This window comes from Pseudomonas sp. B3(2017), from assembly GCF_002113595.1.
GTDB lineage: Bacteria > Pseudomonadota > Gammaproteobacteria > Pseudomonadales > Pseudomonadaceae > Aquipseudomonas > Aquipseudomonas ekonensis.
Window position 1 is genome coordinate 1 of sequence record NZ_NEIU01000039.1, and the last position, 6,435, is coordinate 6,435.

The 6,435-nt window shown below is 64.6% G+C and carries 6 protein-coding genes; all 6 read left to right on the top strand.

Annotation, left to right across the window (positions count from 1 at the left end):
- The coding region (locus tag CAG33_RS28880; RefSeq protein WP_256575613.1) for a hypothetical protein at nucleotides 1–111 on the top strand (111 nt) is incomplete at its 5' end.
- A 152-nt stretch (nucleotides 112–263) separates the two neighbouring features.
- On the top strand, nucleotides 264–1,736 hold the full coding sequence (locus CAG33_RS27900) for a cytosine permease (protein ID WP_085641280.1): 1,473 nt from the start codon (nucleotides 264–266) through the stop codon (nucleotides 1,734–1,736).
- Nucleotides 1,737–1,806: 70 nt separating this feature from the next.
- The gene (locus tag CAG33_RS27905; protein ID WP_085586961.1) at nucleotides 1,807–2,775 is read left to right on the top strand and encodes an ABC transporter substrate-binding protein; all 969 of its coding nucleotides are present in this window, start codon (nucleotides 1,807–1,809) and stop codon (nucleotides 2,773–2,775) included.
- An 84-nt stretch (nucleotides 2,776–2,859) separates the two neighbouring features.
- Nucleotides 2,860–3,711, top strand: coding sequence for a proline/glycine betaine ABC transporter permease (locus CAG33_RS27910; RefSeq protein ID WP_085586962.1), 852 nt, complete (start codon nucleotides 2,860–2,862; stop codon nucleotides 3,709–3,711).
- A complete protein-coding gene (locus CAG33_RS27915; RefSeq protein WP_085586963.1) occupies nucleotides 3,708–4,538 on the top strand; it encodes a glycine betaine/L-proline ABC transporter ATP-binding protein in 831 nt (276 codons plus the stop codon). The genes CAG33_RS27910 and CAG33_RS27915 overlap by 4 nt, the downstream gene beginning before the upstream one ends.
- Before the next feature lie 145 nt (nucleotides 4,539–4,683).
- Nucleotides 4,684–6,207 (top strand): histidine ammonia-lyase, encoded by a 1,524-nt coding sequence (gene hutH / locus CAG33_RS27920; RefSeq protein ID WP_085586964.1) that lies wholly within the window; start codon nucleotides 4,684–4,686, stop codon nucleotides 6,205–6,207.
- Nucleotides 6,208–6,435: the final 228 nt, after the last annotated feature.

Consider the following 6,435-nt stretch of genomic DNA (forward strand, 5'->3'; position numbering starts at 1 on the left):
AACGACCCGGGCACCGGGGTGATGCGTCATGCCGATGCCGGTTACCAGATTGCGATCGACTGCGCCAAAGAGCAGGGCCTGAACCTGCCGATGATCACTGGCGGCAAGTAACGCAAATCCCTGTGGGAGCTGGCTTGCCAGCGATTGCGGCGGCACTGCTGGAATTGATGTTTAAAGTGCCTACGTCATCGCTGGCAAGCCAGCTCCCACAGGAATCGAGTAAGCCCGACAGAACAATTAAAACAATCCACAGAGGTTGAATCATGGCAGGCAACACCGATCGTGCAGGCAACAAACCGTTGATCGAAAGGCGTTCGATCGACTACATCCCGGAAGCGGAAAGACACGGTCGTCTGTTCAGTCAGTTCACCCTGTGGATGGGTGCCAACCTGCAAATCACCGCGATTGTCACCGGGGCCCTGGCCGTGGTGCTGGGCGGCGATGTGTTCTGGTCGCTGATCGGTCTGCTGATCGGTCAACTGCTGGGCGGCGGGGTGATGGCGCTGCACGCGGCGCAAGGGCCCAAGCTTGGCCTGCCGCAGATGATTTCCAGCCGGGTGCAGTTCGGCGTCTACGGCGCGGCGATTCCGATCGTGCTGGTGTGCCTGATGTACCTCGGCTTCACCGCCACCGGGACGGTGTTGTCCGGTCAGGCGCTGGGCCAGTTGTTCGGGGTCAGCGACACCGTCGGCATCCTCCTTTTCGCCAGCGTCATCGTCGTGGTCACGGTGCTCGGCTATCGGGTGATTCACTGGATCGGCCGCATCGCCAGCGCCATCGGCGTGATCGCTTTCGTTTATCTGTTCAGCCGTCTGATGAGTCAGGTGGACGTCGGCGCACTACTGGACATCCGCCACTTCAGCTGGAGCAGTTTCCTGCTGGCGGTGTCGCTCGCGGCCTCCTGGCAGATCGCTTTCGGGCCGTACGTGGCGGACTACTCGCGCTACCTGCCGAGCAAGGTGTCTTCGGTGAAGACCTTCTTCGCCGCCGGTGCAGGTTCGGTGATCGGCGCGCAGGTGGCGATGATCCTCGGTGTGTTCGCGGCCGCTTCGGCCAACGGGCAATTCGCCGGTCATGAAGTCGCCTACATCGTCGGTCTGGGCGGGACCGGTGCCACCGCCGCGCTGCTGTACTTCAGCATCGCGTTCGGCAAGGTCACCATCTCCACGCTGAACTCCTACGGCAGCTTCATGTGCATCGCGACCATCATCAGCGGCTTCCGCGGCCACCTGACGGTCACCCGCATGCAGCGCCTGGTGTTCGTGCTGGTGATCGTCGGCGCCGCGACCCTGATCGCGCTGCTCGGCCAGCATTCGTTCCTGGGGGCGTTCAAGTCGTTCATCCTGTTCCTGCTGGCGTTCTTCACGCCCTGGAGCGCCATCAACCTGGTGGACTACTACTGCATCACCCGCGAGCGCTACGACGTGCCGGCGCTGGCCGATCCGAACGGCCGCTACGGCCGCTGGAACGTGCTGGGCATCAGCGTCTATGTGTTCGGCGTGCTGGTGCAGCTGCCGTTCATCTCGACCAAGTTCTACACCGGCCCGCTGGTGGCCGCCCTGGGCGATGTGGACATTTCCTGGATCATCGGCCTGGTGCTTCCCGCCGGCCTCTACTATGTGTGTGCCAAGAAGTGGCACGGTGCAGTGCCCGATCGCCTGATTCTGCCCCTCGAGCAGAACAGCGCCGTACAACCTAAAACAAGCGGGGCCGGTCGCGCTGCGGCGCAGGCCTGATTTGGACGTGGACAGGGCTGGATGCCTCTTGACTGCCGTAAGCCAATTCATGATTAGGAGCGTCACAACAATGAAATCGAACAAGACCCTGCTGACCACTCTGCTTTCCATGGGCCTTCTGGCCAGCGCCGGCGCCACCCAGGCCGCCGGCTGGTGCGAATCCGGCAAACCGGTGAAGTTCGCCGGCCTGAACTGGGAAAGCGGCATGCTGCTGACCGACGTGCTGCAAGTGGTGCTGGAGAAAGGCTACGACTGCAAGACCGACAGCCTGCCGGGCAACTCCATCACCATGGAGAACGCCCTGAGCAGCAACGATATCCAGATCTTCGCCGAGGAGTGGGTCGGCCGCAGCGAGGTCTGGAACAAGGCTGAGAAGGCCGGCAAGGTCGTCGGCGTCGGTGCCCCTGTGGTGGGCGCCATCGAAGGCTGGTACGTGCCGCGCTACGTGATCGAGGGCGACGCCAAGCGCAAGCTCGAAGCCAAGGCGCCGGACCTCAAGCACATCGCTGACCTTGGCAAGTACTCGGCGATCTTCAAGGACGCCGAAGAACCGTCCAAGGGCCGCTTCTACAACTGCCCCGCCGGCTGGACCTGCGAGCTGGACAACACCGAGATGCTCAAGAGCTACGGCCTGGAGAGCAGCTACACCAACTTCCGCCCGGGCACCGGTCCCGCGCTGGATGCGGCGGTGCTGTCGAGCTACAAGCGCGGCGAGCCGATCCTGTTCTACTACTGGTCGCCGACCCCGCTGATGGGCCAGATCGACGCGGTGAAGCTGGAAGAGAAGGCCGGCGTCGACAAGAGCGTGACCATCAAGGTCGGCCTGTCCAAGACCTTCCACGACGAGGCGCCGGAGCTGGTGTCCGTGCTGGAGAAGGTCAACCTGCCGATCGACCTGCTGAACCAGAACCTGGGCCGCATGGCGAAGGAACGCATCGAGTCGCCGAAGCTGGCGAAAATCTTCCTCAAGGAACATCCTGAAGTCTGGCACGCGTGGGTCAGTGAAGACGCTGCCAAGAAAATCGACGCGGCGCTGTAGGTCGAATTCCTCCCGGCCAACCGAGAGGCTGGCCGGGGTGTTCGCCGCAATCGCTTGACTGAGTTTTCTGATTGAGAGCCGCTTATGTTTCCCGAAAGCTTTACCTTTTCCATCGCCGACTGGGTCAACGGTTGGGTCGACAAACTGGTCACCAACTACGGCGACGTGTTCCGCCACATCTCCGACACCCTGCTCTGGGCCATCGTCAACCTTGAGGGCCTGCTGCGCGCCGTGCCGTGGTGGCTGATGCTGGCCATCGTCGCCGGCATCGCCTGGCACGCCACCCGCAAGGTGGTCACCACCGGCGTGATCGTCGGCCTGCTGTTCCTGGTCGGTGCCGTCGGCCTGTGGGACAAGCTCATGCAGACCCTGGCGCTGATGCTGGTGGCGACGCTGATCTCGGTGCTGATCGGCGTGCCGCTGGGGATCCTCTCGGCGCGCAGCGACCGTCTGCGCTCGGTGCTGATGCCGCTGCTCGACATCATGCAGACCATGCCCAGCTTCGTGTATCTGATCCCGGTGCTGATGCTGTTCGGCCTGGGCAAGGTGCCGGCGATCTTCGCCACCGTGATCTACGCCGCGCCGCCGCTGATCCGCCTGACCGACCTTGGCATCCGCCAGGTCGACGGCGAAGTGATGGAGGCGATCAACGCCTTCGGCGCCAACCGCTGGCAGCAACTGTTCGGCGTGCAGCTGCCACTGGCCCTGCCGAGCATCATGGCCGGGATCAACCAGACCACGATGATGGCCCTGTCCATGGTGGTGATCGCCTCGATGATCGGCGCCCGCGGCCTTGGCGAAGACGTGCTGGTGGGCATCCAGACCCTCAACGTCGGACGCGGCCTCGAAGCCGGTCTGGCCATCGTGATTCTCGCTGTGGTCATCGACCGCATTACCCAGGCCTACGGTCGTGCGCGGCATGAGGTGAGCAAATGAGCAACGCAACCGTGAGCAAGATCGAAGTCAAGAACGTCTTCAAGATTTTCGGCAACCGCGCCAAGGATGCGCTGGCCATGGTCGGCCAGGGCAAGACCAAGGAGCAGGTGCTCAACGAGACCGGTTGCGTGGTCGGGGTCAACGACTTGTCCCTGAGCATCGGCACCGGCGAGATCTTCGTGATCATGGGGCTGTCCGGCTCCGGCAAGTCGACCCTGGTGCGCCACTTCAACCGCCTGATCGACCCCACCAGCGGCGCGATCCTGGTGGACGGCGTGGACATCCTGCAGTACGACATGGACGCCTTGCGCGAATTTCGCCGGCACAAGATCAGCATGGTGTTCCAGAGCTTCGGCCTGCTGCCGCACAAGAGCGTGCTGGACAACGTCGCCTACGGCCTGAAGGTGCGCGGCGAAAGCAAGCAGCTGTGCACCGAGCGCGCGCTGCACTGGATCAACACCGTGGGCCTCAAGGGCTACGAAAACAAATACCCGCACCAGCTCTCCGGCGGCATGCGCCAGCGCGTCGGCCTGGCCCGGGCGTTGGCGGCGGATACCGACATCATCCTGATGGACGAGGCGTTCAGCGCCCTCGATCCGCTGATCCGCGCCGAGATGCAGGACCAGTTGCTGGAGCTGCAGAAGACCCTGCACAAGACCATCGTGTTCATCACCCACGACCTCGACGAGGCCGTGCGCATCGGCAACCGCATCGCGATCCTCAAGGACGGCCGCCTGATCCAGGTCGGCACGCCGAAGGAAATCCTGCACTCGCCGGCGGACGAATACGTGGACCGCTTCGTGCAGCGGCGGGCGGCGGTGGTCTGATCTGAATTTTGCGGTGGTCTGACGGGCCCCGTCGCCGGCAAGCCAGCTCCCACAGATCTCTCAGTGGTCACACGATCCCTGTGGGAGCTGGCTTGCCAGCGATGAGGCCAGTAGCACTGCATCCATATCAAGGTTGAGGTTTTAGATGTCCCAGGCTGAAAAAATCGTTATCGCCGACGCCCCGATGCGTTGGCAGGATGTGGTCGCCGTGGCCCGTCACGGTGCGCCGCTCGAGTTGTCGGCCAGCGCCTGGGCACGCATCGAGAACGCCCAGGCCATCGTCCAGCGCATCGTCGAAAGCGGCGAACGCGCCTATGGCGTGAACACTGGCCTCGGTGCGCTGTGCAACGTGTCGCTCAAGGACGAACAGCTCAGCCAGCTGTCGCGCAACACCCTGCTCAGCCATGCCTGCGGCGTCGGCCCGGTGCTGGCCGACGAGCAGACGCGGGCGATCCTGTGCGCGGCCATCCGCAACTTCAGCCAGGGCAAGTCCGGCGTGCACCGCCGGGTGGTCGAGGCGCTGCTGGCGCTGCTCAACCGCGGCATCACCCCGCAGGTGCCGTCCCAGGGCTCGGTGGGCTACCTGACCCACATGGCCCACATCGGCATCGCGCTGCTGGGCGTGGGCAACGTCAGCTACCGCGGGCAGATCGTCGCCGCGCAGCAGGCGCTGGCCGAAGAGGGCCTGCAGCCGGTGCAGTTGGGGGCGAAGGACGGGCTGTGCCTGGTCAACGGCACGCCGTGCATGACCGGCCTGAGCTGCCTGGCCATCGCCGACGCCACGCGTCTGGTGCAATGGGCCGACGTGATCGGCGCCATGAGCTTCGAGGCCCAGCGCGGCCAGATCGCCGCGTTCGACGCCGAGATCATCGCGCTCAAGCCGCACCCCGGCATGCAGCAGGTGGGCGTCAACCTGCGGGCGCTGCTCGACGGCAGCGAGGTGATCGCGTCGAGCAAGGGCATCCGCACCCAGGACGCCTTGAGCATCCGTTCGATTCCCCAGGTGCACGGCGCGGCGCGCGACCAGTTGGCGCACGCGGTCCGCCAGGTGGAGACCGAACTCAACGGCTGCACCGACAACCCGTTGCTGCTGGGCACGCCGGACGATTTCCGGGTGATGTCCCAGGCCAACCCGCACGGGCAGTCGGTGGCGCTGGCGGCGGACCTGCTGGCCATCGCCATGGCCGAGGTCGGCTCGATCGCCGAGCGGCGCCTGGATCGTCTGGTCAACCCGCACGTCAGCGGCCTGCCGGCGTTCCTGGTGGCCAACCCTGGGGTGAACTCCGGGATGATGATCGTGCAGTACGTCGCCGCGTCGCTGTGCGCGGAGAACCGCCAGTTGGCGCAACCGGCGGTGCTCGACAACTATGTGACCTCGGGCCTTCAGGAAGACCACCTGAGCATGGGCACCAACGCCGCGCTCAAGCTGCACCGCGCACTGGAGAACTGCACGCAGATCCTCGCCATCGAATACCTGCTGGCGGCCCAGGCCTTCGAGTTCCTGAAAGAACAGCGCTTCGGTGTCGGCACCGGCAAGGCCTGGCGGTTGCTGCGCGAGCACGTGCCGGCCTACGACCAGGATCGTTGGCTGGCGCCGGACATTGCCCGTGCGGCCGGTGTCCTGAAAGCCCCGGAACTGTTGCGCAAGGCCTTGCCCGACGTGAACTGATTCCCCCGCAAACCAGCGTGCCAAGGCGCCAGCCCGCCCACAAGGCGGGAAGCGACGGACAACGGAACTCTCCGGAGCGTCTGGTGAATGAACAAGAACCTCTCAAAAGGAGCACAAGCATGACCGCGCTGAACCTGATTCCCGGCCAACTGACCCTGGCCCAACTGCGTGACGTCTACCAGAGCCCCGTCACGCTGACCCTCGACGACAGCGCCTCGGCGCCGATCG

Bases quoted from the DNA above. Each gene is read 5' to 3' on its own strand.
- hutH (WP_085586964.1), top strand. From the start codon at position 4,684: ATGTCCCAGGCTGAAAAAATCGTTATCGCCGACGCCCCGATGCGTTGG.
- CAG33_RS27905 (WP_085586961.1), top strand. From the start codon at position 1,807: ATGAAATCGAACAAGACCCTGCTGACCACTCTGCTTTCCATGGGCCTT.
- CAG33_RS27910 (WP_085586962.1), top strand. From the start codon at position 2,860: ATGTTTCCCGAAAGCTTTACCTTTTCCATCGCCGACTGGGTCAACGGT.
- CAG33_RS27900 (WP_085641280.1), top strand. From the start codon at position 264: ATGGCAGGCAACACCGATCGTGCAGGCAACAAACCGTTGATCGAAAGG.
- CAG33_RS27915 (WP_085586963.1), top strand. From the start codon at position 3,708: ATGAGCAACGCAACCGTGAGCAAGATCGAAGTCAAGAACGTCTTCAAG.